The 24,820-nt window shown below is 72.4% G+C and carries 23 protein-coding genes and 1 riboswitch; of the genes, 12 read left to right on the top strand and 11 right to left on the bottom strand.

All coding sequences use genetic code 11. From position 1 onward, the window contains the following. Positions 1-67: 67 nt before the first annotated feature. From addB to tsaE, 4 genes are all read right to left on the bottom strand, one after another. Entirely contained in the window at positions 68-3,166 is a 3,099-nt protein-coding gene (gene addB / locus E5N76_RS21795) for a double-strand break repair protein AddB (protein ID WP_149539436.1), read from the bottom strand. A 145-nt stretch (positions 3,167-3,311) separates the two neighbouring features. Then, entirely contained in the window at positions 3,312-4,019 is a 708-nt protein-coding gene (locus tag E5N76_RS21800) for a nucleotidyltransferase family protein (RefSeq protein WP_149539437.1), read from the bottom strand. Positions 4,020-4,681: 662 nt separating this feature from the next. Continuing rightward, positions 4,682-5,665 carry an aminoglycoside phosphotransferase family protein gene (locus E5N76_RS21805; protein WP_149539438.1) on the bottom strand — a complete coding sequence of 328 codons (984 nt, stop codon included), beginning with the start codon at positions 5,663-5,665 and terminating at the stop codon, positions 4,682-4,684. Continuing rightward, positions 5,662-6,150, bottom strand: a complete 489-nt coding sequence (gene tsaE / locus E5N76_RS21810) for a tRNA (adenosine(37)-N6)-threonylcarbamoyltransferase complex ATPase subunit type 1 TsaE (RefSeq protein ID WP_149539439.1) — start codon at positions 6,148-6,150, stop codon at positions 5,662-5,664. The genes E5N76_RS21805 and tsaE overlap by 4 nt, the downstream gene beginning before the upstream one ends. Before the next feature lie 170 nt (positions 6,151-6,320). On the opposite strand from tsaE, the gene E5N76_RS21815 reads away from it, so the two are divergent. After that, complete coding sequence (locus E5N76_RS21815; RefSeq protein WP_149539440.1) at positions 6,321-7,367, top strand: NAD(P)/FAD-dependent oxidoreductase; 1,047 nt, start codon at positions 6,321-6,323, stop codon at positions 7,365-7,367. A gap of 236 nt (positions 7,368-7,603) precedes the next feature. Here E5N76_RS21815 and E5N76_RS21820 read toward each other — a convergent pair whose 3' ends face one another. Next, entirely contained in the window at positions 7,604-8,473 is an 870-nt protein-coding gene (locus E5N76_RS21820) for a TauD/TfdA dioxygenase family protein (RefSeq protein ID WP_187830320.1), read from the bottom strand. Between the two features lie 111 nt (positions 8,474-8,584). After that, positions 8,585-8,690, top strand: a riboswitch (TPP riboswitch). Positions 8,691-8,735: 45 nt separating this feature from the next. Here E5N76_RS21820 and E5N76_RS21825 point away from each other — a divergent pair. Continuing rightward, positions 8,736-10,310 (top strand): ABC transporter substrate-binding protein, encoded by a 1,575-nt coding sequence (locus E5N76_RS21825; RefSeq protein WP_149539442.1) that lies wholly within the window; start codon positions 8,736-8,738, stop codon positions 10,308-10,310. A gap of 360 nt (positions 10,311-10,670) precedes the next feature. Here E5N76_RS21825 and E5N76_RS21830 read toward each other — a convergent pair whose 3' ends face one another. Then, complete coding sequence (locus E5N76_RS21830; protein WP_149539443.1) at positions 10,671-11,114, bottom strand: cupin domain-containing protein; 444 nt, start codon at positions 11,112-11,114, stop codon at positions 10,671-10,673. A gap of 91 nt (positions 11,115-11,205) precedes the next feature. Then, positions 11,206-11,934 (bottom strand): hydroxyacylglutathione hydrolase, encoded by a 729-nt coding sequence (gloB, locus tag E5N76_RS21835; protein WP_149539444.1) that lies wholly within the window; start codon positions 11,932-11,934, stop codon positions 11,206-11,208. Between the two features lie 231 nt (positions 11,935-12,165). Between gloB and E5N76_RS21840 the strand changes: the two genes are divergently transcribed. Continuing rightward, positions 12,166-12,879 (top strand): class I SAM-dependent methyltransferase, encoded by a 714-nt coding sequence (locus tag E5N76_RS21840; RefSeq protein WP_149539445.1) that lies wholly within the window; start codon positions 12,166-12,168, stop codon positions 12,877-12,879. An 83-nt stretch (positions 12,880-12,962) separates the two neighbouring features. Beyond that, positions 12,963-13,316, top strand: a complete 354-nt coding sequence (locus tag E5N76_RS21845; protein ID WP_149539446.1) for a hypothetical protein — start codon at positions 12,963-12,965, stop codon at positions 13,314-13,316. A gap of 259 nt (positions 13,317-13,575) precedes the next feature. On the opposite strand, the gene E5N76_RS21850 is transcribed toward E5N76_RS21845, so the two are convergent. Together E5N76_RS21850 and E5N76_RS21855 are read right to left on the bottom strand one after the other, a co-directional pair. Continuing rightward, entirely contained in the window at positions 13,576-14,409 is an 834-nt protein-coding gene (locus E5N76_RS21850) for an NADPH-dependent oxidoreductase (RefSeq protein WP_149539447.1), read from the bottom strand. Positions 14,410-14,634: 225 nt separating this feature from the next. Further along, entirely contained in the window at positions 14,635-15,618 is a 984-nt protein-coding gene (locus E5N76_RS21855) for a Bug family tripartite tricarboxylate transporter substrate binding protein (RefSeq protein ID WP_149539448.1), read from the bottom strand. A 460-nt stretch (positions 15,619-16,078) separates the two neighbouring features. Here E5N76_RS21855 and E5N76_RS21860 point away from each other — a divergent pair, with 460 nt between their 5' ends. Genes E5N76_RS21860 through E5N76_RS29725 form a run of 3 tightly spaced genes read left to right on the top strand, consistent with a single transcriptional unit; the run spans position 16,079 to position 17,608 of the window. Further along, positions 16,079-16,837 carry a transglycosylase gene (locus E5N76_RS21860; RefSeq protein WP_235907817.1) on the top strand — a complete coding sequence of 253 codons (759 nt, stop codon included), beginning with the start codon at positions 16,079-16,081 and terminating at the stop codon, positions 16,835-16,837. A 48-nt stretch (positions 16,838-16,885) separates the two neighbouring features. After that, positions 16,886-17,422: a response regulator gene (locus E5N76_RS21865; protein ID WP_149539449.1), complete on the top strand. Its 537-nt coding sequence runs from the start codon at positions 16,886-16,888 to the stop codon at positions 17,420-17,422. 24 nt (positions 17,423-17,446) lie between these two features. Then, positions 17,447-17,608: a hypothetical protein gene (locus E5N76_RS29725; protein ID WP_187830322.1), complete on the top strand. Its 162-nt coding sequence runs from the start codon at positions 17,447-17,449 to the stop codon at positions 17,606-17,608. Between the two features lie 55 nt (positions 17,609-17,663). Here E5N76_RS29725 and E5N76_RS21870 read toward each other — a convergent pair whose 3' ends face one another. Both E5N76_RS21870 and E5N76_RS21875 read right to left on the bottom strand, forming a co-directional pair. After that, on the bottom strand, positions 17,664-18,065 hold the full coding sequence (locus E5N76_RS21870; RefSeq protein WP_149539450.1) for a YciI family protein: 402 nt from the start codon (positions 18,063-18,065) through the stop codon (positions 17,664-17,666). An 809-nt stretch (positions 18,066-18,874) separates the two neighbouring features. Next, positions 18,875-20,221 carry an LLM class flavin-dependent oxidoreductase gene (locus E5N76_RS21875; protein ID WP_149539451.1) on the bottom strand — a complete coding sequence of 449 codons (1,347 nt, stop codon included), beginning with the start codon at positions 20,219-20,221 and terminating at the stop codon, positions 18,875-18,877. A gap of 318 nt (positions 20,222-20,539) precedes the next feature. Between E5N76_RS21875 and E5N76_RS21880 the strand changes: the two genes are divergently transcribed. The 5 genes from E5N76_RS21880 to E5N76_RS21900 are packed head-to-tail and all read left to right on the top strand — an operon-like array spanning position 20,540 to position 24,820. Further along, positions 20,540-21,346 carry an ABC transporter ATP-binding protein gene (locus E5N76_RS21880; RefSeq protein ID WP_149539452.1) on the top strand — a complete coding sequence of 269 codons (807 nt, stop codon included), beginning with the start codon at positions 20,540-20,542 and terminating at the stop codon, positions 21,344-21,346. Further along, positions 21,343-22,416, top strand: a complete 1,074-nt coding sequence (locus E5N76_RS21885) for an ABC transporter substrate-binding protein (protein WP_149539453.1) — start codon at positions 21,343-21,345, stop codon at positions 22,414-22,416. The genes E5N76_RS21880 and E5N76_RS21885 overlap by 4 nt, the downstream gene beginning before the upstream one ends. Continuing rightward, a complete protein-coding gene (locus E5N76_RS21890) occupies positions 22,416-23,213 on the top strand; it encodes an ABC transporter permease (protein ID WP_149539454.1) in 798 nt (265 codons plus the stop codon). The genes E5N76_RS21885 and E5N76_RS21890 overlap by 1 nt, the downstream gene beginning before the upstream one ends. Next, a complete protein-coding gene (locus E5N76_RS21895; RefSeq protein WP_149539455.1) occupies positions 23,210-23,965 on the top strand; it encodes an ABC transporter permease in 756 nt (251 codons plus the stop codon). The genes E5N76_RS21890 and E5N76_RS21895 overlap by 4 nt, the downstream gene beginning before the upstream one ends. A gap of 24 nt (positions 23,966-23,989) precedes the next feature. Then, positions 23,990-24,820, top strand: a complete 831-nt coding sequence (locus tag E5N76_RS21900; RefSeq protein WP_149539456.1) for a TauD/TfdA dioxygenase family protein — start codon at positions 23,990-23,992, stop codon at positions 24,818-24,820.

The raw sequence follows: 24,820 nt of genomic DNA on the forward strand, positions 1-24,820 counted from the left end.
AGTCTTTCCGCGAGGCGATGCCGCCCCCTCCCCCGCAGGGCGGGGGAGGGAGAAACGCCCGCCCGCCTCACGCCCCCTCCTCCGCCGCCGCCCATTCGCCGAGGCGGGAGAGGTGGTCGTATTCCGTCCCCGCCGGCTGGCGCTTCGGATGCGGCCTCGCGGTGAAGGGCCGGTCGCCCAGCAGGAACTCCGCCACCAGCTCGCGCAGCCGCGCCTCCGCCTCCGCCGCCAGCGCGGCGATCTCCGTCGGCCCGGCCACCGCCAGCTTCACCTCCCCCGGCACCGGCCCGCCGGAGACGCGCCAATAGACCAGCTCCGCCGCATCCCCCGCCGGCAGGTCGCGGAAGCCGCCAGCGGCGGCCATGGCCGCCTCCAGGGTGAGCTGCGGCTTGCGGCCATCCTCCACCTCGGGCGTGGTCGGCGGCTTTCCCGTCTTGTAGTCCAGGATGCGCAGGCCCTTGGGGCCCAGGTCGATCCGGTCGGCATGCGCGGTCAGCACCACCTCCCGCGCCGCCGAGCCGAGCTTCAGCTCCCCGCGCAACTCCACCAGGCTTCGCAGCGGCGCCGCATTGGCCCTGAGCGCCGCCTCCTGCTCCACCGCGAAGGCGCCGATCCGCGCCAGCCGCGGCTTCCAGAAGGCGGCGAGGCCGGGGCGCGGCGCCGCCTCTGCCAGCGCCAGCGCGGCCGCTTCCTCCCAGATCGCGCTCGCCGCATCCGCCCCGGGCCAGGGCTGGGCGGAAAGCCGCCGGACGAAGCCGGCCAGCGCCGCGTGCACGAGGTTGCCGTAATCCAGCACCCCCGCCTCCGCATCCAGCGGGTCCAGCGGCGAGAGGCGCAGCACCCGCCGGGCGTAGAAGGCGTAGGGGTCGGCGATCAGCGTCTCCACCTCGGTCACCGAAAGCCGCGTCGGCCGCTGCGCCAAAGCGGGGCGGGGCGAGGGCCGGACGCAGGGCGTTACAAGCTCCGCCCGATCCAGCCGCGCCGCCCAGCCGAGGGCCGGGCTCGCCGCCAGCTTCAGCCCGCCTTGGCCGTCGAGGAAGGTCTCGATCCGCGTCAGCCAGCGCGCCGGCACGGTGGGTGCCCCGCCCCGCCGCGCGGCGCGGGAGAGCACCGCCCGCGGTGCCGCGCAGGCGGCCAGCAGGAAATCGGCGCAGACCCGGCCGATCCGCGCCTCCGGCTCCGGCAGGCCGAAATCCCGGCGCATCGGGCGGCTCATCCAGGGGCCGGGATCGGTCGCCAGGGGCCAGATCGTCTCGTCCAGCGCCCCCAGCACGACCAGGTCGAAATTCAGCAGCCGGGCTTCCAGCAGGCCGAGGATCTCTACGCGTGGATGCGGCCCATGGTCGCGCCCGCGGGAGCCGCGGATGGAGGGGGCCGCGGCGCCGTCCATGGTGGCGTCGAACAGGGCCGGCCAGGACGCAGGCGAAAGCGGCGGCAGCGCCGCCATGGCCGGCGCCAGGGCGGCGAGGTGGGAGGCCAGCGCCTCCCCCTCCTCCCCCGCATAGAGGCGGAGGCCGCCGGCGCGGTCCTCGCTCGCCGCCAGCGCCTCGGCGGCGGCGAGATGGGCGGCCAGCAGCTCGGCGGGGGGCCTGGCCACGCCCTCCGGCAGGGCGGTGAAGGCGCCGAGCGCCGTCTCCACCGCATCGAGCAGCGCCGTCACCTCGGCCAGCCCCGCCTCCTCCCGGTCCCGCCCGGCGAAGCCGGACGCGGCGGCGGCGCGCAGCCCGGCGAGGCCCGGCGCCGGCCGGGCGCCCCGCAGCGCCGCGCGCTCCAGCCGCCGCACCGCCCCCACCCAGCGGCCGCGCGACCAGCCGCCGGCGCAAAGCGGGTGCTTCAGCAGGGAGAGCAGCGGCACCGGCGCGAAATCGCTGGCCACCGCCTCCGCCAGCAGGCGGAGGAAGGCGCCGGCGGGGGTCTGGGCCAGGGGCTCGCCGGCGGAATCATCGGCCGTCACCCCATGCCGGGCGAGTTCCGCGGTGACGCGCCGCGCCAGGTCGCGGTCCGGCGTCACCAGCGCCGCCCTGGCCTTCGGGTCCTCCAGCGCCTCACGCAGAGTCAGGGCGATGGCGACCGCCTCGGTCTGCGCCTCCGGCGCGACGAGCTGCGTCAGCCCCTGCATCGCCGCCCGCCAGCGATCCGGCCGGCGGGATTGCCAGGCGGGCAGGCCGGCCGCCGGGCGCAGCGCCATGCCGAGCAAGGCGGGGCGTTCCGCCGGCACGCCCGGCGCGGCGTGGTCGCAGCCCGGCCAGCGCCGCACATCCTCCCGCATCGCGCCCAGCGCCCGGAGCAGCCTTTGCTGGCCGCAATAGGCATGGGTCGGCGCCTCGGCGATGGCGTCCCAGACCTGATCGGCCGAATCCTGATCCACCCCGTGCAGCACCACCGCGCCCTGCGGCAGATCCCGGGCGATCACCTTCAGCAGCGCCTCGGCGGCCGGGATGGTGCCGCCGACGCCGATGCCGGCAGCGATCACCGGATCGGGCGGCGGGTCCTGCTGCCAGGCCAGGGTCTGCACCCTGAGCGCCTGGGCGCGGCGCATGCCGATATCGAGCAAGCCCTCCGTCTCCAGCCAATGCTGCCACGCCGCCATGACGCCGCGGAGGAAGGCGAGGGTGATCTGCCAATGCGCCGCATGGGTTTCCGGCACCAGCTTCGCCAGGCGCTCCAGCCAATGCTCGTTCAGCGCCTCGGGGGCGCTTTCCGCCAGCAGGGCCAGGTCGCGCTCCTCCAGCGCGATCTCGTCGAACAGGGTGGCCAGCGCCCCGGCCAGGGACCAGGCCTGCTCCGGCGAGGTCGGCCCGCCGCGGTCGCGCGGCAGGCGCATGACGAAGCCCGCCAGCACGGCCTGGCGGCGCAACGGCTCCACCGCCGGCGGCAGGTCGAGCAAAGCGGGCAGCGCCAGCTCGTCCGCATCCTCGGTGGAAAGCCCCGCCAGCGCCCGCATGCGCGGCAGCAGCAGGGCCTGGCCGGAAAAGGCCCCGCGCGCCTCCGGCGCGACGGCGGCGCGGAGGAAAGCCACCCGCAGCGCCCGGGCGGAACGCCGAGTCGGCAGCAGGATGGTGACGCGGGAGAGGCGCTCCGGCGCCTCGCCGGGCATGGCGCGCAGCACGCCTTCCGCCAGGCAGTCGAGGAAAGGCAGGTGCGCGGGGATATCGAACAGGCGCATCGCGGCCATTCTAGAGCGCGCCGGACGGGATGTCGCCGCCTGTTGCCCTGCCCTTGCCGCGGCTGCCATGCGCGGCGCCGTCCAGGCACGACTCCGGCCCCGTGACGGCGCGCGGCGACGTCATGGGGGCGACGTCATGGGGATGTCAGAACAGCGCCTTCGCCAGCCCGGCATGCAGCGCCGCCTCGGCCCGGTCCAGATCGGCGGGTGTCGAGAGGTGGAACCAGACGCCGTCATGCACCAGGCCGTAGAGCCGCCCGGCCTCGATGGCGCGGTCGTAGAGAAGGTTGAGGCTGAAGGGACCCTCCGGCGCACCGGCCAACAGGGCGGGGGCCAGGATCTGCACGCCCGCGAAGACATAGGGCGCCAGCTCCCGCTCCTTCGGCCGCCGCAGCCGGCCGAGCGGGTCCATCAGGAAATCGCCGCGGCCGATCTCGCCCTCCACCTGGGCGGCGCGGACCAGCAGCAGCAGCGCATCCATCCGCGCCGGGTCGAAGCCGGCGGCGAGTCGGGCCAAAGCAGGGGTGGGGCCGTCCAGCCAGAAGCTGTCGCCATTCACCACGAAGAAGGGTTCGGCACCCAGCAGGGGGAGGGCGCGGGCCACGCCGCCGCCGGTCTCCAGCAACGCCTCCTCCCGCTGCAAGGTGATGGCGGGGGCGCTGCGGGTGGCGACGGCGGCGGCGACCTTCTCCGCCCGCCAATGGGCGTTGACCACGGCATGGGTGACGCCCTGCGCCTCCAGCCGGTCCAGCGCCTGGTCCAGCAGGCTGCGCCCCTGAAGCGTGAGCAGCGGCTTGGCCGTGGTCTCGGTAAGCGGCCGCATCCGCTGGCCAAGGCCGGCGGCGAGCACCATGGCATGGGTCGGGGTGGTCAGGGGGGCGCGCTCCGGAAGTCAGGGGCGAGGGAACGGGGGAGGCCGGCCCGTCCCGCCGAGGGGGGGCGGGATGGCCGGGCCGCACCCTAGAGCAGCCGCCGCCGCACGGGAACCGGGCCAGCGCCGGCGGCGGGAGCGATATCGCCGGACGGCGACGGGGCTCGATGGTCGGGGACGGGCCGGCTCGGCGCCGCACGGCATCGACCCGGTCGGAGTCGGCTTCCCTGCCCGGCACCGGGCGCACCCAGCCCAGCTCGATTCCCGACAGGGCAGGCCGGGGACGGCCCGGACCGAGCGCTCGGGGAATCGGCATCCTGCCCAGCCCCGGGCGCCCGGCCCCACCTCGCCCGAGGTCACGGGAGGCAGGCAGGCGGGCGGCCCGGCAATGGCACCGACCGGGCCGGGGTCGGCCGGCGCCGGGCGCGCCAGCCCCTCCCTACCTGGGTTCGCTGCAGGGCAGGCTGGCAGCCGACCCGGCGCCGCACGGCATCGATCGGGCCGGGTCGGCTTCCCTGCTCAGCGCGACGCGCCTGGCCCCTCCCTCCGGTTCAAGGCGCGGCAGGCCGGCGGGCGGCCCGGCCTCGCGCGATCCGTCGGGCGGCCGTCGCCTTGCCGGGCGCCGGCAACGGCGCCGATCCGCCTCAGCCCAGCTCCGGCGGCGGGTTGCGCCGCATCTCCTCCGGCACGTGACGGTCGAGGAATTCCCGCAAGGGTGCGCAAGCGGGCTGGGAGAGGGAGCGCGCCAGCAGCCCCCAGCACAGCGGCCCGTAGCGCAGATAGCCCGGCTTGCCGTCGCGCACCGCCAGCCGCACCCAGAGCGCCGCCACCCGCAGATGCCGCTGCGCCCCATGCGCCGCCATGGCGCCGAGGAATTCCCCCCGGTCCAGCCCCGGCCGCGCCGCGAAATAGCGGGCGATCGCCGCCCGCCGCACCTCCGGCGCCACCACCCGCCGGGCATCCTCCGCCAGCGAGACCAGGTCGTAGGCCGGGTGGCCCAGCGCGGCATCCTGGAAGTCCAGGATGCCGGTGCGGCGGGGCCCCTGCCGATCAGTCAGCCGCATGAGGTTGGCGGGGAAATAATCCCGGTGGACGAAGCCCCGCGCGCCGGCGAAGGGCGCCAGCATGGCGCCGAGCGCCGCGTCCAGCTCCACCCGCACCTGCTCGGGCGCGGCGCGGCCGAAGGCGGCCGGCCACCACCAGTCGAGGAAGGTGGCGGCGGTGGCGCGGGACATCGCCGCCGAATCCCAAGAAGGCAGGCCCGGGGGCGGCGCCACGCCATGCAGCGCCGCCAGCGCCTCGGCGGCTTCCTCGTAGAGCGGCAGGGGGTTGGCGCCCTGGTCCAGCAGGGAGGCATGGTTGGCCTCGCCGAAATCCTCGATCAGCAGGAAGCCGGCCTTCTCGTCCTCGGCCAGGATGGCGGGGACGGAGAGGCCGGCCGCCAGCAGGTGCCGGGCGAGCAGGGCGAAGGGGCGGACATCCTCGGGCGGCGGGGCATCCATCAGCAGGGCGGGGCGGGGGCCGCCCAGCAGGCGGGTGTAGCGGCGCAGGCTGGCATCGGCCGGCAGCGCCTCGCGCTCCGCCGCCGCATAGCCATGGGCGGCGAGGAAAGGGTCCGGGTGCCTCATGCGCCCGGGAGCCCAACCGGCAACCCGGCCAGCAGGGCGGGCAGCCGGTCCGGCCAGCCTTCCAGCCGGGCGATGCGGGCCGCCTCCGCCGCGCCGGGCGAAAGCGTGATGCGCAGCGCCTCCGCCGGGGCCAGCTCCCCCAGCCGCTCCGGCCATTCCACCAGCACGATGCCCTCCCGCGCTTCCTCCCAGCCCAGCTCCGGCACCTCGGCAGGGCCGGCGAGGCGGTAGAGGTCGAAATGATGCGCCGGGACCCCGCCGGGCAGGTCGTAGCTCTGCACCAGGGTGAAGCTAGGGGAAGGCACTTCCAGCGCCGGGTCGCCAGCGGCGGCGCGCAGGAAGGCGCGGGCGAAGGCGCTTTTCCCGGCGCCGAGCGGGCCTGCCAGCAGCAGCGCATCGCCCGGCCGCGCCGCCGGGGCCAGGCGGGCGGCCAGGGCGGCGGTGGCGGCGAGGTCCGGCAGCGTCACCGTGATCGGGGGGGCCATGGGGGCGGCGGGAATCCTCGGGCCGTGGCGGGGCGGGTGGCGAAACGATCGGTTGGACACGCAGCCATTTGCACAGCCCGCCGCGGCGGCCGCAAGCCCGGGCCGGCCCGCCCTTGGTCCGGAGCGCCGCAGGGGCTAGATGCAGGCCCCCGGATCAGGGATTGCGAGAGATGGCGGAATTGCCCGGCCTCGGCGCCTCCGGCGTGACGGTCGAGACGGATGTGGCGATCATCGGGGCCGGCCCGGTCGGGCTGTTCGCGGTGTTCGAATGCGGGATGCTGCGCATGCGCAGCGTGGTGATCGACGCGCTGGACGCGATCGGCGGGCAATGCACCGCGCTCTATCCGGAGAAGCCGATCTACGACATCCCCGCCCACCCGGCCATCGGAGGCGGCGAGCTGATCGAGAAGCTGGAAGCCCAGGCGGCACCCTTCGCCCCGCTCTACCTGCTGGGGCGGCGGGTGGAGCGGCTGCGGCAGATGGAGGGCGGCTGGGAGCTGGGGAGCTCCGCCGGCGATGTGGTGCGGTGCAAGGCCGTCATCATCGCCGCCGGCGCCGGCGCCTTCGGGCCGAACCGGCCGCCGCTGGATGGGCTGGCGGGGTACGAGGCGAGCGGCGCGGTGCGCTACCTGGTGGCGAAGCGGGAGGAATTCCGCGGCAAGCGCGTGGTCATCGCCGGCGGCGGCGACAGCGCGGTGGATTGGGCGCTGAGCCTGAAGGAGATCGCGGCGAAGGTGACGGTGGTGCATCGCCGCCCGAAATTCCGCGCCGCCCCGGAAAGCGCCGCAAGGCTGGACGAAGCGGCGGCGCGGGGCGAGCTGGAAATGGCCATCCCCTACCAGCTCCACGGGCTGGAAGGCGACGGCGCGACGCTGACCGGCGTGGCGCTGGCGACGCTGAAGGGCGACACCAGGGTGGTGCCGGCCGACTACCTGCTGCCCTTCTACGGACTTTCCATGGAGCTCGGCCCGATCGCCGAATGGGGGCTGGGGCTGGAGCGCAGCCATATCGGCGTCACGCCCGCCACCTGCGAGACGAACCTGCCCGGGGTGCATGCGGTGGGCGACATCGCGACCTATCCGGGGAAGCTGAAGCTGATCCTGCAGGGCTTCGCCGAGGCGGCGATGGCGGCGCATGCCATCCACCCGCGCGTCTTCCCGGGCGAGGCGCTGCATTTCGAGTACAGCACGAGCAAGGGGGTGCCTCATTCCCCATGAGGTTGCTGCGCAACGCCATGGGGACCCCGGGAGTCGCTGACCGCCCACCGCCTCGCACAGCCTGACGCGGCAAAGCCGCGTCAGGGCACCGGGCAGCGTCCGTTGCGGCGGGAGCTATGCATTCTCCTTCCTCCGCTCTGCGGGGCGGGGGTGCACGGCGCCGCAAGCACAGGCGCTTCGGAGCCCACCACCCCCACCCTGACCCTCCCCCCCGGCGAGGGAGGGAATGCGCCGGCCTAGGCCGCCTCCCCCGCCACCGTCGTCCGGAACATCAGCCGGGTATATTTCGTGTGGTCGAACAGGCTCGCCGTGTGCAGCGTGGCGCGGTTGTCCCAGGCGACCAGGTCCCCCGCCTGCCACTGGTGGCGGTAGATGTAGCGCTCCTGCGTCGCATGCTGCATCACCTCCTCGATCAGCGCGCGGCCCGCTTCCGGCGACATGCCCTCCACATGGCTGATGACGGCGGGGCAGATGAACAGCGTCCGCTTCCCCGTCACCGGATGGGTCTTCACCAGGGGATGCGGCACCGGCGGCCAGCGCAGCCGTGCCTCCTGCGTCATCGGCAGCCGGTCCGGCGTGTGGCGGTGGTTCCACTCGCTCAGCGTGCCGAGGTCGTGCACGCCGATCTTGCCCTCCAGCTCGGCCTTCAGCCGCTCCGGCAGCTCCGCATAGGCGGCGACGGCATCGAGGAACCAGGTCTCGCCCCCTTCCGGCGGGCAGATGGCGCCGTAGAACAGCGAGGCGAGGCTCGGCACCTCGCGGTAGCTGCTGTCGGCATGCCATTGCTCCACGCCGCGGGCGAAATTGGCGGTGATGCCCTCGCCGCGGTAATTGCCGACGCAGAAGATCTCCGCGTGCTGCGGATGCACCGCCTTCGCCGCCGCATGGTGCTCCAGCGGGCCGAGGCGGCGGCTGAACGCCACCTGCGCCGCCGGGTCATTCGCCACGCCGCGGATCAGCACCACGCCGTAGCGGTGCAGCGCCTCGCGGAAGGCGGCGAGCTCCGCCGCACCGATCTCGCCGCTGACGGTCAGGCCGGAAAGCTCGGCGCCGAAGGTGGGGCCGAGCGGGCGGGCGCGCAGCAGCGGCGCGGCGTTTGTGTCCATGATCTGTATCCCGTGCGGTGGCGTCCGCCGGGTGCTGGCGTTGCCGCCAGTATGGGCGGTGCGGCGGCGGCCGGCAAACTTGCGCGCCGCGCCGGGGCGGCTCATCCTCGCAACGGACACCTGGGGAGCTCCGTGCGGAGCTGAGAGGCGGCGAGGCCGCGACCCGTGGAACCTGATCCGGTTAGGACCGGCGAAGGGATGGTGACCGTGGTGCCGGAGCGCCGGCGCAACGGCCCCCTTCGCCCGAAGGGGAGGATGAGAGGTGCTTCACCGCCGCACGCTGCTGGCCGTCGCCAGCCTGCTGCCGCTGCCCGGCATTGCGCAATCCGTCCGCGCCCGCACCCTGCGCTTCATGCCGCAGGCGGCGCCGGCGGTGCTGGACCCCATCCTGAACCCCACCACCATCGCCACCACCCATGGCTTCTGCGTGTTCGACACGCTCTATGGCTGCGACGCGCAGCTTCGCCCGCGGCCGCAGATGGCCGCGGGGCACGAGGTTTCCGCCGATGGCCTCGCCTGGACCATAAGGCTGCGCGAGGGGCTGCGCTTCCACGACGGCGCGGCGGTGACGGCGCAGGACTGCATCGCCTCGCTGCAACGCTGGGCAGTGCGGGACGGCTTCGGCCAGGTATTGGCGCGCGCCGTGGCGGAGTGGCAGGCGCCGGAGGACCGGGTGGTCGTCATCCGCCTGCACCGCCCCTTCCCGGCGCTGCTGGACGCGCTGGCCAAGCCCGCCGCCAGCCCGGCCTTCATCATGCCGGCCCGCATCGCCACCACGCCGCCGGACCGCCCGATCGGCGTGGAGGGCATGGTGGGCAGCGGCCCCTGGCGCTTCCTGCCTGGCGAATTCGTCCAGGGCAGCCGCGCCGCCTATGCCCGTAATCCGGATTACGTCCCGCGCGACGAACCCGCCGAGGCCGCCGCCGGCGGCAAGCGCGTGCATTTCGAGCGGCTGGAGCTGGTGTGGATTCCGGATGGCGGCACGGCCGCCGCCGCGCTGCAGACCGGCGAGATCGACTGGATCGAATACCCGCTGCCGGATCTGGTGCCGGTGCTGGCGCGCGACCGCAACCTCCGCACCCAGGTCTATGACCCGAACGGCTTCCTCGGCTTCCTCCGCTTCAACCATTTGCATCCGCCCTTCAACGATGTCGCTGTGCGCCGCGCCATTCGCGACGTGCTGGTGCAGGCGGATTACATGAGCGCGGTCGCTCTGCCGGATGACTGGCGCGAATGCCACGCCGTCTTCCCCTGCGGGTTGCCAGGGGTGAAGGAGTTCCCGCCGGCGCCGCGCGGCGAGGCGGCGATGGAGCGCGCCCGCGCGGCGCTGCGTGATGCCGGCTATCGCGGCGAGCGCATCGTGCTGGTGAACCCGACGGATTTCCCCGCGGTGACGATGCAGGGCCGCGTCACCGCGGACCTGATGCGCCGGCTCGGGGCGAATATCGAGCTGGTGGAGAGCGACTGGGCGACGACCATCGCCCGCCGCGCCAACAAGGCGCCGCCCGCGCAGGGCGGGTGGAACCTGCACAACACGAATTTCCCGGCGGCGGCCATCGCCAACCCCGCGGTCAGCCCCATCATCCGCGGCCATGGCGAGGCCGCCTGGTTCGGCTGGCCCACGGATGCGGCGAGCGAGGCGGCGGTGCAGCGCTGGATCGCGGCGCCGGATCCGGCGGCGCAGGCGGCGGCGATGGCGGCGTTGCAGGAGGCCGCATGGCAAAGCGTGCCCTTCGCGCCCACCGGCCTGTTCCGCCTGCGCACGGCCTTCCGCGCGGATCTGACGGGCGTGCTGCAAGGCCCGAACCCGTTCCTGTGGAATCTCCGGCGGGGTTGAGCAGGCGCGCACGCATCGGCACGCCGCCACAGGGCTGTAGCGCCGCACACCCTCTGCCGCGGCCAGGCACCGCAACGCCTGGCATCCGCACCGCTCCTGGCCGTCAGTCCGGGCGCCCTGCGCGCTCGACTGCGTCGAGCGCTTCCCTCGCGCCAGCCACGGTGCTGCAAGCGAGTCACGGCTGCGGCTTCGCCGCACCGCGCTTCGTGCGAATAGCACGCCTTCGGCGTGACGCGCGGCTCCGGCCTTGATTCGCTTGCAGCACCGTGGCCTCGGGCAATGGTTGCCTTCGCCCGACACCCCGCGAAGCAAGCTTCGCGGGGAGCCCGCCGCCGTCGAAGGCACTGTCAGCGCCTTCGCTTACGCGAGCGGGAGGAGGTCCGGCGGCGCCATCTCGAATCCGGTGAATTCGAAGGCCGGGCTGACGGTGCAGCCCACCAGCACCCAGCCGCCAAGCGGCCGTGCTGCCTGCCAGACGCCGGCCGGCACCAGCGCGAAGGGCGCCTGGCCCGCGCCGAGGTCAGGGCCCAGCAGCCGCCGCTCCACCGCGACGCCATCCGCGGAAAGCGCCAATTCCAGCGCCGCGCCGCCATACCAGTGCCAGGCCTCCGCGGCATCCACGCGGTGCCAGTGGCTGCGCTCGCCCGCCGCCAACAGGTAGTAGATCGCCGTCCCCGCCCCGCGCCCGCCGCCCGGCGGCGTCTCCCGCCAGATCTCGCGGTAATGCCCGCCCTCCGGATGCCGCTGCAGGCCAAGCGCCGCGATCACCGCCTCCGCCGGCAGCGAAGGGTCGCGGAGGTTCACCGCGCCCTGCCGCGGCCGGTGCCGACCGGATCAGCAGCCGGATGGCCGCCACCACAGGCGGCATCCAGGAGCCGAGCGCGGACGACCGCGATCAGCGGAAATTATCCTTCGCGCTGCGAATCTCCGCCAGCCGCGCCACATCCTTCGCGCGGACAAAGGGATTCGTCGCCTTCTCCTCCGCCATCGTCGTCGGCACGGTGAATTTCCCCGCCGCGCGCTGCGCCTTCGCCTCCGCCGCCCGCGCCACCAGCGCGGCATTCTCCGGCTCCACCGTCAGAGCGAAGCGCGCATTGCTCTCGGTGTATTCATGGCCGCAGCACACCAGCGTCGCATCCGGCAGCGCCGACAGCGCGGCGAGGGAGCGGAACATCATCCCCGCATCCCCCTCGATCAACCGGCCGCAGCCCAGCGAGAACAGCGTGTCGCCGCAGAGCAGCACATGCCCTTCCGGGAAGTGGAAGGCGATATGCCCCACCGTATGGCCCGGCGTGTCGATGACGACGCCCTCCGTCGCCCCCACCACCACCTTCTCTCCTGGCGCCAGCGCCGCATCCAGCCTCGGCAGCCGGTGCGCATCCGCCTTCGCCCCCACCACCCTGGCACCGAACCGCGCCCGCACCTCCTCCACCCCGCCGACATGGTCGCCATGGTGGTGGGTCAGCAGGATCAGGTCGCAGCGCCCGCCCATCGCCTCCAGCGCGGCAATGATCGGCCCGGCCTCCCCGGGGTCGCAGATGGCGGTGGTGCCGGTGGCGGCGTCCTGCAACGCCCAGGCGTAATTGTCGGACAGGCAGGGGATGGCTTGAACCGAAACCGGCATGGGCTCTCTCCTCTAGGGCGTGATCGGTCGAGGTTGGCTCAACCCAACCGTGAATCACGCGATCAAACAAATCCCTGGAGCGGGATGGATGAGCGAAGCTCAATCCATCCCGCTCCAGGGGACGTCGCGGGCGGGCTGCCCGCCCGGACATGGTGCTGCGCCGCGGCCACGCCCCCCGGAAAATCTGGCCGGAGAGTGAAAACCAGGCACGGTCCGTCCTATATCCCCCGCATGCGCGACGAGGTCCACGGCCTGGCGAATTTCTACGCCACCCCAGCGGGCCTGGTGACCGCCAGGCTGCTGCGGGAGAAGCTGCGCGCCCTCTGGCCCGCCCTGCCGGGCCGGGCCGTGCTGGGGCTCGGCTATGCCAGCCCCTTCCTGCGGCTGTGGAAAGCCGAAGCGGCGCGCTGCATAGCCCTGGTGCCGGAACAATTCCCCCGCTGGCGCTGGCCGCGCCGCAGCGCCTCCTCCACCGCCGTCGGGGCGGAGGATGCACTGCCCTTCCCGGACCTGTCCTTCGACCGCATCCTGCTGGTGCATGGGCTGGAACATGCGGAGAATTCCCGCCGCCTGCTGCGGGAAGCCTGGCGGGTGCTGAAGGATGACGGGCGGCTGCTGGTGGTGGCGCCCAACCGCCTCGGCCTCTGGGCGCATCTGGAACGCACCCCCTTCGGCCATGGCCACCCCTATTCCACCGTGCAGCTCGATGCGCTGCTGCGCCGGCAGATGTTCCGCGTGGCGCGGCGGGAGGCGGCGCTGTTCGTCCCGCCCTTCCACAACCGGCTGCTGCTGCGTGGCGCCGGCGGGTGGGAAAGGCTCGGCAGCCGCATCTGCCCGGGCTTTGCCGGGGTGACGATGATGGAAGCGGTGAAGGATTTTTCCGAGCTGATCCCGGTCGGCGCGATGCCGGCGCGGCGGCGCGTGGTGGTGGCCGAAGCGGCCTGACCGCCCTGCCGGCGAGGCGCCGCGTAACGTCCCGGCGACAGGCGACGAAAAGCCTCCGTGGCCCATGCACACGAGAGAGAACCATGGTCAAAGCCGGCATCCTCGCCGCCGCCCTGTCGCTCGCCGCCCTGCCCGCCCTTGCCCAAGCAGTGCCGGCGGCGCTGCAGCCTGGGGGGCGCCTGCAGCTTCCCGTTGCCCGGCTCGGCAACACCGTCATCCGCCACGTGATGATCGGCGACAGCGGCACGGTGGCGGAGCTGATGTTCGACGCCGACAAGGACACCACCCGATCCGCCCGCGTGGTGCGGGTGGAGAATGTCAACGGCATGCTGGAGATCACCTATGACACCAGCATGACGCGCCCGACCGCGAGCGGCGGTATGCCGCGCCTCGTGCCCGGCGGCGGCGGCATGTACAGTGTCGATTACGGTCGCTGATCTTTCACGAAATCATGCCCGCGACGTCGCCGCGCGTCTTCGCAGGAAGACCGGAATGGCTCTTCGGCCCTCGCCTCCACAGCCTGCCGCGGCGAGGCCGAGGCAGGCTTCGGCCAGCCCGCCCCGACGCCGGTGCATCGCCGGTCGGGCCGCGCTGCTTCCGGACCGGATGGCCCGCTGCCGTTCGCGGCCGTGGCGGGCGTCCGACGCACCGCACGCCCCAGCCGCCGCGCGAAAATGCACGGCGGCCTTGCAGGCATCAGCGCAGCGGGAAGCCCAGCCTGTTCAGCGCGCTCTTCAGCAGGTCGCGCCCGCGCAGCGACTTCACCGTGCCGTTACGGCTGATGACGCGCTGCGTCCAGGTATCCGCGCTCATCTCATTGCGCTTCGAATAGGCGCCGAGCAGCTCGTCATAGGCGGCGCGATGCGCTGGCTCGTTGGCGGCGTCATAGACCTCGCGGTGCACGATGGCGCCCTGGGCGAGGCGCGGCTTGATCTCCGCCTCCTGCGCCGCATAGCCGACGCAGAGGCCGAACACGCCGACGGCGCCCGGCGGCAGGCCCAGCGTCTCCGCCACCCGCACCACGTCGTTGCGCAGCGCGCCGATATAGACGGTGCCGAGGCCGAGCGCCTCCGCCGCCACCACGGCGTTCTGCGCGGCCATCGCGGCGTCGATGGCCGCGACCAGGAAGGTCTCGAGGAAGGGCAGCCCCTCCAGCGGATGCCCCGCCGCGATGCCGAGGCGCTCATTGCGCGAGGTATCGGCGAGGAAGACGAGGAAGAGCGGGCATTGCAGGATGTGCTTCTGGCCGCCCGCCACCTCGGCCAGCACGGCGCGCTTGGCGGGATCGTCCACCACCACCACGGACCAGGTCTGCAAATTGGAGGAGGTAGCGGCGGATTGCGCCGCGGCGATCAGCGTCTCCAGCGTGCCCTCCGGCAGCGGGTCCGGCTTGTAGCCGCGGATGGAGCGGTGGCTGAGCAGATGCGCGATGATGGCGTTCCAGGGCCCGGCCGGCGGCACCGCCGCCTCACCGTAGCGCGCCACCAGGGCGGCGTGCTTGCCCGTCTCGATCTGGGTGGTTCCGTCCATGGGGAAGGTCTCCGTTTGCGTCCAGGCTAAGCGGTCCTTCCGGCTTGGCAAGCCGCAACCCACGCCGCCCACCCGGAGACCCGAGGGACTCACGAAGGCCTGGCGTACAACCCGGCGCCTCCGACGCGCGGCCCGTTGCCCTAAAGCGGCCGGCTTTGCGAGGCATCGGTCGTCCAGCGCCCCCTCCCGGGCCCCGTGACGTCGCGCAGCGACGCCACGGGGATCTCAAATCAGCCCCAGCCGCCGGCCGAGATCGCGATAGAGCGCGACCTGGGCGCGGACATAATCGCGGGTCTCCTCCGGCGCCAGCAGCCGGGGGTAGCTGCCCAGGGCGCGGGTCGCCGCCATCCAGCCGGCATCCCCGCGCAGCGCCGACAGCGCCGCCACCCAGGCCTGCTGCACCGCAGGCGCCAGGCCAGCCGGGGCATAAAGCGCACTCCAGCCGGTGATCTCCGCCAGCGCCTCGAACTCCACCTCCCGCGCATTCGGCACCTGGGGCAGCGCCACATGGCGTTCCCGCCGCAGCCCCACCACCAGCGCCCGTAGCGTCCCGGCGCGGATCGCCCTCAGCGTGTCGGAAAGGTTATTGCCGAGGAACTCCACCTCCCCCGCCGCCAGCGCCGCCACCGCCTCCCCGCCGCCGCGATAGGGCTTCGCGACCCCGGCATCCAGCGGCAGCCCGGCGGTCGCGAAGATGTGCCGCACGCCGAGGTCGAGCAAGGTCGCCGGCCCGGAGGTGGCGAAGCTGAGCCGCCCCGGCTGTTCCCGCAGCGCCGTCAGCAGCGCGGCGAAATCCGCCCAGGGCGCATCGGTGCGGACGCAGACCACGAAGGGGTTCTCATCCAGCAGGCCGAGCATGCTGAACCCGTCCCAGGCATAGGGGGTGCGGGGATCCAGCGCCGGCAGGATGGCGGCGGCGGAAACCCGCGCCAGCAGCAGGGTCTGCCCGTCCGGCGCCGCCCGGGCGACGAATTGCGTGCCCAGCGCGCCGGAGGCGCCGGGGCGGTTCTCCACCAGCATGGCGGCGGCGGGGTTGGGCAAATGGCGGGGCGCGAAGCGGGCGAGGGTGCGGGCGGCGAGATCCGCGGCGCCCCCCGCCGCGAAGGGCGCCACCAGGGTGACCGGCGCCTCCGGATAGCCGGCGGCCTGCGCGGGCAGGGCAAGGGCCAGGCTGGCGAGGGTGAGGGCGCGGCGAGGCATGCGGCGCATGGCGAAGGATCCAGCGGCGGCGATCGGCCCACTCTGGGCCGCCGGGAAGGCGCCCGCCACCCCTTTTCGGCGCCGGCCATCCTGCCTTCTTGCCGCCATAATTCCCCGCCTCGCCACCCCCTGCCGCCAGGACGAAAGCCAGGCAAACAAGAAAGACGGCTGAATACGTAAAGCAAGAGTCGCGGGACTACTTACCAGCCCTTCGACTTTGTATTCCGTTTGCGGCACGGCATGTTGGCCTATGCGTGCTGCCTTGCCGACACTCCCGGCGCTCCGCTCACCAGAGGTTGCTGTTTTTTTCAAAGCACGCTACGGGGGTGACATGACGTCCGCGAATGGCATGCCGGCGGGGTATCCCCGGCTACCCTCAGCGGCGTTCCCGCGCGTTGCGCGGGGCGCCCTCACCCCGGGGCAAGGAGCCAGGGCCGCGCCCGCGGCACGACGTTACCGGCCTGCCTGGATGGCAGCCCTGCTGGTCACGCCGCTGATCCTGCCCATGGGGACGGCCCAGGCCGGAAGCAACGTCGCAGGAGGCGGCGCGGTTGCGGGAGACCTGCGCCCGCTGGCCAGCCACGCCCCGGCGCAGCCGCCGCACCAGGTCCAGCAGATCGCCCAGGCGCAGCCGGTGCGGGCACCACGCCTGCCGGATGCGCCGCAGGAATTGCTGCCGCCGGCCGAGCCCGCCTTGGTCCGGCTCAGCCCCCAGGCCGCCTGCCTGGCCGCCGCCCGCCGCGCCGAGCAGGTACATGGCCTGCCGGAAGGGCTGCTGGTGGCCATCGCGCTTTCGGAAAGCGGGCTGCACGCCCATGCGCTGAATATCGGCGGCCGGTCCTACTTCCCGCACGACTTCGCCGCCGCCCGGGCGCTGCTGCTGGGCGCGGCGCCGAGCCGCTCCGTCATGGCCGGCTGCGTGCAGGTGAACGCCAGGGTGCATGCGCGCGGCGCCGACTGGCCGCTGGACCCCGTCCGCTCCGCCGACTGGGCCGGCGGGCTGCTGCGCCGCTGGTACACGGAGACGGGAAGCTGGGCGGAGGCGCTGCGCCGCTGGCATGGCGGCTCCCCCGCCTCCACCCGCCGCGTCATGTGCCGGGTCCGCGCCAAGCTGGAGGTCACCGCCCCCGGTTCGAACCTGCTGCCAGATGCCGGCTGCTCCCCGGTGGAAATGGCCCGCATCCGCCGTAGCGGCGCCGCCCTGCTGGAAGTGGCCGAAGCGCCCTGAACCGGCCCGGGCGCCACGCGCCCACCGCCTGACCCATTGCCGCCCGTCATGGCCCGTGCCGGCGGCACGGCTTGCCCCCGCTTGCCCTTCACTCGCAAGGCGTCACGCATTCGTCACGCCTTCCGCCCGCAACGGCAGGCCCGCTGCAGGATTTTGCTGCTGGGTAGGGATCGGGATATGCCGAAGAAGACGCCGGTGTTGTTGGTGGTGGAAGATGACGTGCTAGTGCGGCTGACGCTGGTCGATGCGCTGAGCGATGATGGGTTCGACGTTCTGGATGCGCCGGATGCGCAGGCGGCGCTGCAGCTGATCTCGAAACGGGTAGATATCGCCGCCCTGCTGACCGATATCAATCTGCCGGGCGGCGCCGATGGTTTCGCCCTGGCGCGGGCGGTGCGGCGGCTGCGGCCGGGCCTGCCGGTGGTCTATGCCTCCGGCCGGCACACCAACGCGGCAGAGGCGCAATCGGTTCGCGGCGCGCGCTTCCTGGCCAAGCCGTTTTCGCTGGCGCTGGCTTCCGAGGCGATCCGCGCCTTGCTGGCGGAGCGGCCGGCGGCGCAGGAAGCGGCGGCGGGGCGGGCCTGACAGCGCGGTGCATGAGCGGCCGCGATGGCGGAGGTCGTGCCGGATGATGAGCTGCTCGACCGGATCGCCGAGATCGTGCCGCCGGGCGTCGATGTGGCGCCGCTCGAGGGAGCGGCCTATTCGCCGCCCTCGATCACGGAGGCATCGCTGCGGCGGCGACCGGTCTCCGACCGTGCCGCCGCGTGACCCTGCGCCGGTGGCCGGGCAGGCCTCGGGGGGCGGCGCTGAAGCATGCGGCTGGCTACGGATTGCCGGGCGGTTCGGCGTCAGGCTCTCGCCGCAGATCGGCCATCTCGTATAGCGGCCGGATTTCGATCTCGCTCGGTCCCGGCATGGGGTTGGGGCAGCGCTTCACCCAGGCGACCGCCTCGTCCATGTCCTTGACCTCCCAGAGCCAGAAGCCGGCCACCAGCTCCCGGGGCTGGGCGAAGGGCCCGTCGATGACCGTGCGGTCGGGACCATCGAACGCAATACGCTTGCCGTAGGAGGAGGGCTTGAGGCCGTCGGCGGCACGCATGATGCCGGCCTTGACCAGCGCCTCATTGAACCGGCCCATGGCCTCGAGCGCCTCGAATGCCTCGGCCGTGGGGCGAAAGCCCTTCTCGCTGTCTTCGGTGGCCTTCACGAGCACCATCACGCGCATCGTCCGTCTCCTTGCTCTGGCCGGCCTGATCGGCCTGGCGGCGAACCATTTGGGTCAACTCGCTGAGGTACGATCAGGCGCCAGAGATCATGGACCGCATCCGCGAGCGCGGGGAACGGTACCATTCGTCGAGCGGTCGCGGGGCTGGCGGAAGCGCTGAACCGGGCGGCGCGCCCAGCGATCTGCAGGTGAATGGAGATTGCCTGTCAGGATGGCATGTCCGCCGCGCTTGCAGCACAAGATGTGTCGAAGGGCGGCGAGATCGGCGGATGAAGCTGAAAAAAACAAACGTCTCTGTAAGACGTCACGTCATGGCTTTCGGCTCGGAACGACCGATCCGTCGTTTCCCACTGAGGTCATCGGCCACCCCATGGGGCTGTACCTCTTTCCTCAACGCCCACAACACGTATGGCGAGTGGCGCGGCAGGCCCGCTGCTACACAGGGTGCAGAGGAAGGTGGCAGGGTGCCGGTGGCCGTGCGGTAACGCGGCGACCAGGCGAGCCCCGCGGCGTGCCCGGCGCAGGTGCGTGCCATGTTCATCGTGGCTCAGGTCTCGTCGAGGAGCACCAGACGGGCCCACTCAGCGGCCCGGACGTCCGGCACCTCGGAACAGCGGGAAGCGGGCTCCGGACGGGTCGTGTGCATCCGCGGTCTCCGCGGCCTGTCGCCAGGGCTCGGGGGAAGGGAATTCAAAACGCTCTTTCATCGTCCAACTAGTTATACCAACGCTTGTCCTCAGTGTATATTGCGGCAACGCGGCGCGAAGGCAGGCACCCGGCGCGGTATCCGCGGCGGGCGGCAGGCAAGGTCAGGAGGCCAACCTTGCCTCGCCGGCCGCGAAGTGGCTCTCCGGCCGCGGCAGGCCGTAATGCTCGCGCAGGGTGGCACCGCTGTAGTCCTCGCGGAACAGGCCGCGTCGGCGCAGGATCGGGATCACCTCCGCGGCGAAGGCGGTGAAGCCGCCGGGCAGCCAGGGCGGCATGATGTTGAAGCCATCCGCCGCACCTCCGGCGAACCAGCTCTCGATATGATCGGCGATCTGCTCCGGCGTGCCGGCCAGTACGAAATGCCCGCGGGCGCCGGCCAGGCGATGCAGCAATTGCCGCAAGGTCGGCTTCTCCCGGTCCACGATGCCGAGCACGACCTGGAAGCGGCTCGCCACGGCCCTGGCGGCATCCGGCGCAATCAGATGGCGCGGGAAGGGCGCGTCCAGTGCATGGCCGGAGAAATCCACGCCCAGCATCTGCCGTAGCTGGTTCAGCGCGTAGCCGGGCTGCACCAGCGCGTTGAACTCCGCCTGCAACCGCTTCGCCTCTGCTTCCGTCCCGCCGATGAAGGGGCTGAGGCCGGGCAGCACCTTGATATGCTCCGGCCGGCGCCCCAGCCCGGCGGCGCGCGCCTTGATGTCGGCATAGAATTCCTGGGCGCTCTCCAGCGTCTGATGCGCGGTGAAGATGGCTTCCGCCCAGCGCGCCGCAAGGCCGCGCCCGTCCTCCGAGGAGCCGGCCTGGACATAGACCGGCCGCCCCTGCGGCGTGCGCGGCGCGTTCAGCGGCCCGCGCACCTGGAAGAAGCGGCCCTTGTGGTGCAGCGCATGGATCTTCGCCGGGTCCGCATAGCGGCCGCTGGCGGGGTCCGCCACCACCGCGTCATCCTCCCAGGAATCCCAGAGGCCGGTGACCACTTCGAGGAATTCCTGCGCCTGCGCATAGCGCTCGGCATGGGAGGGATGCTCGGCCAGGCCGAAATTCTGCGCCGCCTGGTCGTTTGTGGTGGTGACGATGTTCCACCCGGCCCGGCCGCGGCTCTGATGGTCCACCGAGGCGAAGAGCCGCGCCAGGTTGTAGGGCTCGTGATAGGTGGTGGAGGCGGTGGCGATGAGCCCGATGCGGCTGGTGGCCGCGGCGATGCCCGCCAGCAGCGTGATCGGTTCCAGCCGGAAGCGCGGGGCGTATTCGATGCTCTCCGCCAGCACCGGTCCGTCGGCGAAGAAGATGGCGTCCATCTTCGCCGCCTCCGCCTGCTGCGCCAGGGATTGGAACCAGCCGATATCGGTCAGCCGGCCGATCTCCGCGCCGGGGTAGCGCCAGGCGGCCTCGTGATGGCCGTCCGGGTAGATGAAGAGGTTCAGGTTGAGCTGGCGATGGCCGGGCATCGGTGGATCTCCCCTGCGGTGGGGCCGTGGCGGGAATCCCACCCAGCCTCATGGTTATGACGTTACTAATCGTGCTTTGAATTTGACTCCTATTTCAAGACGTGAATTTACTGCCACGCCGCGCCGGCCCTTCGGCGCCGGATCGGAAAGGCCGGACATGCGCTGCGCCGCGACGGGACCGAGAGGAAGCTGTTGTCGGGGCTGCTGAGCTGACCCGCCACTCCTCACGCCCTGCCACCTCCGGTCGCGTCCCAATGCCCCATCCTCTTTCGCCATGATCGGCCCGCGCGCTGGTCGGCCCAGCCTGGACTCCGCAACATGACCCTTCAGCAGGATCGCAGCGGGTGGCTCACCGCCCGCGGCGTCGGCAAGCGCTTCGCCATCGCCGGGCGCGAGGTCCGGGCGCTCGCCGGGCTCGATCTCGACATTGCCTCGGGCGAGTTCATCGCCATCCTCGGCGCCAGCGGCTGCGGCAAATCCACCCTGCTGCGCCTCTTCGCCGGGCTGGAAACGCCGGATGAGGGCGAGGTGCGGCATGCCGGCGCGCGGATCAGCGGCCCGAGCCTTGCCCGCGGCATCGTCTTCCAGGAGCACCGCCTCTTCCCCTGGCTCACCGTCGCGCAGAATGTGGAAGCGGCGCTGCTGAACGCGCCTGGCAGCAAGCCAGCGAAGCGCCAGACGGCGACGGAGCTGATCGCGCTGGTCGGCCTCTCCGGCTTCGAGGGCGCCTATCCGCACCAGCTTTCCGGCGGCATGGCGCAGCGCGCTGCCATCGCCCGCGGCCTGGTCAACCGCCCGGACACGCTGCTGCTGGACGAGCCCTTCGGCGCGCTGGACGCGCTGACGCGGGCGCATCTGCAACGCGAGCTGCGCCGCATCTGGCAGCGCCAGCGCACCACCACCCTGCTCGTCACCCATGACGTGGATGAGGCGCTGCTGCTCGGCGAGCGGGTGGTGGTGATGACGCCCCGCCCCGGCCGCATCGCCCGCATCTTCGCCCTGCCGCCCGAACTTCCGCGCGACCATGCCGATCCGGACTTCGCCCGACTGCGCGGAAAAATCCTCGCCACCCTCGATGCTGGCCCGGCCGTCCCCGCCGCCGGCCTGACGGAGCATGCCGCATGACCTCCACCGATCGCCGCAGCGTGCTGGCGGCCGCCACCGCCTCGCTCTTCGCCCCGCATGTGCTGCGGGCGCAGCCGCGCGTGGTGCGGCTCGGCTTCGCCTCCATCGGCGCCGGCAACCGGCAATTCTCCGGCGGCTCCTTCGTCGCCGCCGCCCATGCCGAGGGCTGGCTGGAGCGCGATCTGGCGAAGGAAGGCCAGAACGTCGAGCTGCGCTGGTTCTTCTTCGCCGGCGCCGGTCCCGCGGTGAACGAGGCCCTGGCCAATGACCAGCTCGATTTCGCCCTGCAGGGCGACCTGCCGGCGGTGATCGGCCGGGCCAACGGGTTGCGCACCAAGCTGATCCTGGCCAATGGCGTGAACAATCCGATCTACCTGGCGGTGCCGCCGGACAGCGACATCAAGACCGTCGCCGATCTGCGCGGCCGCCACGTCGCCTGGCATCGCGGCACTAACCTCCACCTCGTCATCGCCAAGGTGCTGGCGGCGAACGGGCTGGCGGAACGCGATTTGCGCGCCGTGAACATGGATTTCGCCACCGCCGACGCGGCGCTGGCGGCGAAGAACATCGACGCCGCCTTCGGCACCCCGACGCTGTTCGACCTGCAGCGTCGTGGCCTCGCCAAGATCGTCTACACCACCAAGGGCGACAACCCCGCCTTCGGCCGCCATTCCCATGTGCTGGTGCAGGAGCGCTTCGAGGCGGCGAACCCCGAGCTGACCGGCCGCATCATCACCAGCTTCCTGCGCGCCGCCGACTGGTCCTCCAAGGAGGAGAACCGCGAGGCGCTGTTCCAGATCTGGGGCAAGTCCGGCTTCTCCATCGACAATTACCGCGAGGATTTCGCCGGCCTGCCGCTGGCCTACCGCAATTCGCCGCTGCTCGATGACTTCCTCCAGGGCCAGTACCGCATCCAGGCGGAACAATCCTTCGAGCACCGGCTGGTGCGGCGGCGCGTGGATACCAGCGGCTGGTTCGACACGCGCTACCAGGAAGCCGGGCTGAAGGAGCTGGGGCTGGAGCGCCGCTGGACCAGACGCGATGCGGAAGGGCGGGAGATCGCCGCCTGATGTCGCTCGCCCTCAGCCTGCCGGAAGCCGCGCCGCCGCGCAGCGTCCGCTGGCCGCGCTGGCCCGTCGCGCTGCTGCTGCCGGCGCTGCTGCTGGCGGCCTGGCAGATCGCCTCCCAGCGCGGCTGGATCGCGCCCGGCATCCTGCCGGCACCGGGCGAGGTCTGGCTGACCCTCCGCGAATTGTGGGAGAGCGGCGACCTCGCCAGCCACGCCGCCTGGAGCATGGGCCGGGTGGTCCAAGGCTTCCTTCTCGGCGCGGCCGGCGGGCTGCTGCTCGGCACCGCCATGGCGCTCTCGCCACGCTTCGAAGCCTATGTCCGGCCGAGCTTCCTCGCCATCGCCCAGGTGCCGGTGATCGGCTGGGTGCCGCTGCTGATGCTGCCGCTCGGCATTGAGGAGGTGCTGAAGCTCGTCATCCTGACCAAGGCGGCGCTGGTGCCGGTCACGCTGAACACGCGGGACGGGCTGCGCGCCGTGCCGCAGCGCTGGGTGGAGGTGGCGCTCGCCTTCCGCTACAGCCGGGCGCAGCTCCTCCGCCATGTGGTGCTGCCCGCCGCGGTGCCGCCGGTCTTCACCGGGCTGCGCTACGGGCTGACGAGCTGCTGGAAGGCGCTGGTGGCGGTGGAGCTGCTCGCCTCCTCCGAAGGCCTCGGCTATCTGCTGGTCTGGGGGCGGCAGATGTTCCAGATGGATCTGGTCATCGCCGGCATCCTCGTCATCGCGGCCATCGGCTTCGCTTTCGACGCCGTCCTGGCGCGGATCGAGGCGCGGCTGCAGCGCTGGCGGGCGGCATGAGCGCAGCCGATCGCCTGCGCGGGCTCGTCCTGCCGCTGCTGCTGCTGGCCGCCTGGCAGGGCGCCGTCACCGCCGGCTATGGCGATCCGCGCCTGCTGCCGCCGCCCGTGGAGGTGCTGCGCCGCGCCTGGCAGCTTCTGGTGGCGGAAGATCTGCCGCTGGCGCTCGCCATCAGCCTCGGCCGCTGCCTCGCCGGCTTCGCGCTGGGCGCGCTGCTCGGCCTCGGCTTCGGCCTGCTCTGCGGCCTCTCCCGCGCGGCCGACCGGCTGCTGGGGCCCGCCTTCCACGCGCTGAAGAACGTCGCGGTCTTCGCCTGGATTCCGCTCATCGCCATGTGGTTCGGCTTCGGTGAGGCCTCGCGCATCGCCTTCGTCACCCTGGCCGTCCTTACCCCGGTGGCGCTGAATGTCTGGGAGGGCGTGGCCGGCGTGCCGAAGCCGCTGCTGGAAGTGGGCGCCGCCTTCCGCTTCGGCGGGTGGCAGCGCCTCGCCCGCATCCGCCTGCCGGCCGCGCTGCCCGCCATCCTCACCGGGCTGCAGCTCGGGCTGATCCATGCCTGGCTGGCCACCGTCGGCGCCGAGTACTTCCTCGCCAAGGGCACCGGCCTCGGCGGCGTGCTGATCGAGGGCCGGGACAAATTCGACATGGCTCTGGTTCTGCTCGGCATCCTCCTGCTCGGCGGCATCGGGCTGCTGCTGAACCAGCTTCTCACCCGCCTCGCCGCGCGCCTCGCGCCCTGGCGTGCCGCCTGACAACCAGACCAAGGGAGACTCCGCATGGCCTATGAAGCGCTCACCCTCCACCGCCTCTCGCCGCATCTCGGCGCGGAGGTGCGGGACATCGACATCACCCGCCCCCTCAGCAACGCCCAGGTGGAGGAGCTGCACCAGGCGCTCGGCGAATACGGCGTGCTGTTCTTCCGCGACCAGCCCTTCGACCACGACAGCCAGAAGCGCTTCGGTCGCTATTTCGGCGAGCTGGACATCCACCCCAACACCCCCGGCCCGGACGGCCATCCGGAAATCCTGCCCATCCACGCCGACGCCAACAGCAAGCGCATCAATGGCGAGCGCTGGCATTCCGACGTCTCCTGCTTCCAGGCGCCGCCGCTGGGCTCCATCCTGCACCTCCACACCGTGCCGCCGCTCGGCGGGGACACGCTCTTCGCCAGCCTCGCCGCCGCCTATGAGGCGCTGTCGCCGCAGCTCAAGGCCTATCTGGAAGGGCTGACCGCCACCCATTCCGGGGAACGGTCCTACCGCCGCACCAACCGGCTCATCGGCGTGGACGATGCCGGCCGCGTGCACCCGAGCGCGGTGCATCCGGTGGTGATCCGTCACCCGATCAGCGGCCGCCGCGGCCTCTACGTCAATCGCGGCTTCACCGTGCGGATCAACGAGGTGCCGGAGGAGGAGAGCGACGCCATCCTGCACTACCTCTGGCAGCATGCGGAGCGGCCGGATTTCCAGATGCGGTTCCAGTGGCAGCCGAACTCGGTCGCCTTCTGGGACAACCGCGCGGTGCAGCATCTGGCCGTCTGGGACTACTACCCGAATACCCGCAGCGGCTCCCGCGTCACCATCAAGGGCCAGCGCCTGGCGGCCTGA

This window comes from Siccirubricoccus phaeus (genome assembly GCF_008360935.1).
GTDB lineage: Bacteria > Pseudomonadota > Alphaproteobacteria > Acetobacterales > Acetobacteraceae > Siccirubricoccus > Siccirubricoccus phaeus.

Excerpts from the sequence above, each read along its gene's own strand:
- addB (WP_149539436.1), bottom strand. The coding sequence starts at position 3,166 with ATGCGCCTGTTCGATATCCCCGCGCACCTGCCTTTCCTCGACTGCCTG.
- E5N76_RS21800 (WP_149539437.1), bottom strand. The coding sequence starts at position 4,019 with ATGGTGCTCGCCGCCGGCCTTGGCCAGCGGATGCGGCCGCTTACCGAG.
- E5N76_RS21805 (WP_149539438.1), bottom strand. The coding sequence starts at position 5,665 with ATGAGGCACCCGGACCCTTTCCTCGCCGCCCATGGCTATGCGGCGGCG.
- tsaE (WP_149539439.1), bottom strand. The coding sequence starts at position 6,150 with ATGGCCCCCCCGATCACGGTGACGCTGCCGGACCTCGCCGCCACCGCC.
- E5N76_RS21815 (WP_149539440.1), top strand. The coding sequence starts at position 6,321 with ATGGCGGAATTGCCCGGCCTCGGCGCCTCCGGCGTGACGGTCGAGACG.
- E5N76_RS21820 (WP_187830320.1), bottom strand. The coding sequence starts at position 8,473 with ATGGACACAAACGCCGCGCCGCTGCTGCGCGCCCGCCCGCTCGGCCCC.
- gloB (WP_149539444.1), bottom strand. The coding sequence starts at position 11,934 with ATGCCGGTTTCGGTTCAAGCCATCCCCTGCCTGTCCGACAATTACGCC.
- E5N76_RS21840 (WP_149539445.1), top strand. The coding sequence starts at position 12,166 with ATGCGCGACGAGGTCCACGGCCTGGCGAATTTCTACGCCACCCCAGCG.
- E5N76_RS21845 (WP_149539446.1), top strand. The coding sequence starts at position 12,963 with ATGGTCAAAGCCGGCATCCTCGCCGCCGCCCTGTCGCTCGCCGCCCTG.
- E5N76_RS21850 (WP_149539447.1), bottom strand. The coding sequence starts at position 14,409 with ATGGACGGAACCACCCAGATCGAGACGGGCAAGCACGCCGCCCTGGTG.
- E5N76_RS21855 (WP_149539448.1), bottom strand. The coding sequence starts at position 15,618 with ATGCGCCGCATGCCTCGCCGCGCCCTCACCCTCGCCAGCCTGGCCCTT.
- E5N76_RS21860 (WP_235907817.1), top strand. The coding sequence starts at position 16,079 with ATGGCAGCCCTGCTGGTCACGCCGCTGATCCTGCCCATGGGGACGGCC.
- E5N76_RS21865 (WP_149539449.1), top strand. The coding sequence starts at position 16,886 with ATGGCCCGTGCCGGCGGCACGGCTTGCCCCCGCTTGCCCTTCACTCGC.
- E5N76_RS29725 (WP_187830322.1), top strand. The coding sequence starts at position 17,447 with ATGGCGGAGGTCGTGCCGGATGATGAGCTGCTCGACCGGATCGCCGAG.
- E5N76_RS21870 (WP_149539450.1), bottom strand. The coding sequence starts at position 18,065 with ATGCGCGTGATGGTGCTCGTGAAGGCCACCGAAGACAGCGAGAAGGGC.
- E5N76_RS21875 (WP_149539451.1), bottom strand. The coding sequence starts at position 20,221 with ATGCCCGGCCATCGCCAGCTCAACCTGAACCTCTTCATCTACCCGGAC.
- E5N76_RS21880 (WP_149539452.1), top strand. The coding sequence starts at position 20,540 with ATGACCCTTCAGCAGGATCGCAGCGGGTGGCTCACCGCCCGCGGCGTC.
- E5N76_RS21885 (WP_149539453.1), top strand. The coding sequence starts at position 21,343 with ATGACCTCCACCGATCGCCGCAGCGTGCTGGCGGCCGCCACCGCCTCG.
- E5N76_RS21890 (WP_149539454.1), top strand. The coding sequence starts at position 22,416 with ATGTCGCTCGCCCTCAGCCTGCCGGAAGCCGCGCCGCCGCGCAGCGTC.
- E5N76_RS21895 (WP_149539455.1), top strand. The coding sequence starts at position 23,210 with ATGAGCGCAGCCGATCGCCTGCGCGGGCTCGTCCTGCCGCTGCTGCTG.
- E5N76_RS21900 (WP_149539456.1), top strand. The coding sequence starts at position 23,990 with ATGGCCTATGAAGCGCTCACCCTCCACCGCCTCTCGCCGCATCTCGGC.